Raw genomic sequence first — 220 nt, forward strand, 5'->3', positions numbered from 1 at the left:
AATCTCAGACTCGAACGCAATTCCACTGGAGAAGTGATTATTATGACCCCCACAGGCGGCGGAACCAGCAACCGTAACGCTGGATTGACGGCTCAACTTTGGATGTGGAACAAAGAAACAAAACGGGGTAAAGCCTTAGATTCTTCTGGGGGTTTCAATCTGCCTAATGGGGCGATTCGCTCTCCCGATGCGTCTTGGATTTCCCGGGAAAAATGGGACG

At 50.5% G+C, this 220-nt stretch carries 1 protein-coding gene; it reads left to right on the top strand.

Features of this window, described 5'->3' with window-relative positions:
* The coding region (locus LKK83_RS00325; protein ID WP_324628755.1) for a Uma2 family endonuclease at positions 1-220 on the top strand (220 nt) is incomplete at both ends.

Origin of the sequence: Phormidium sp. CCY1219, assembly GCF_035615515.1 — a bacterium.
GTDB lineage: Bacteria > Cyanobacteriota > Cyanobacteriia > Cyanobacteriales > Laspinemataceae > CCY1219.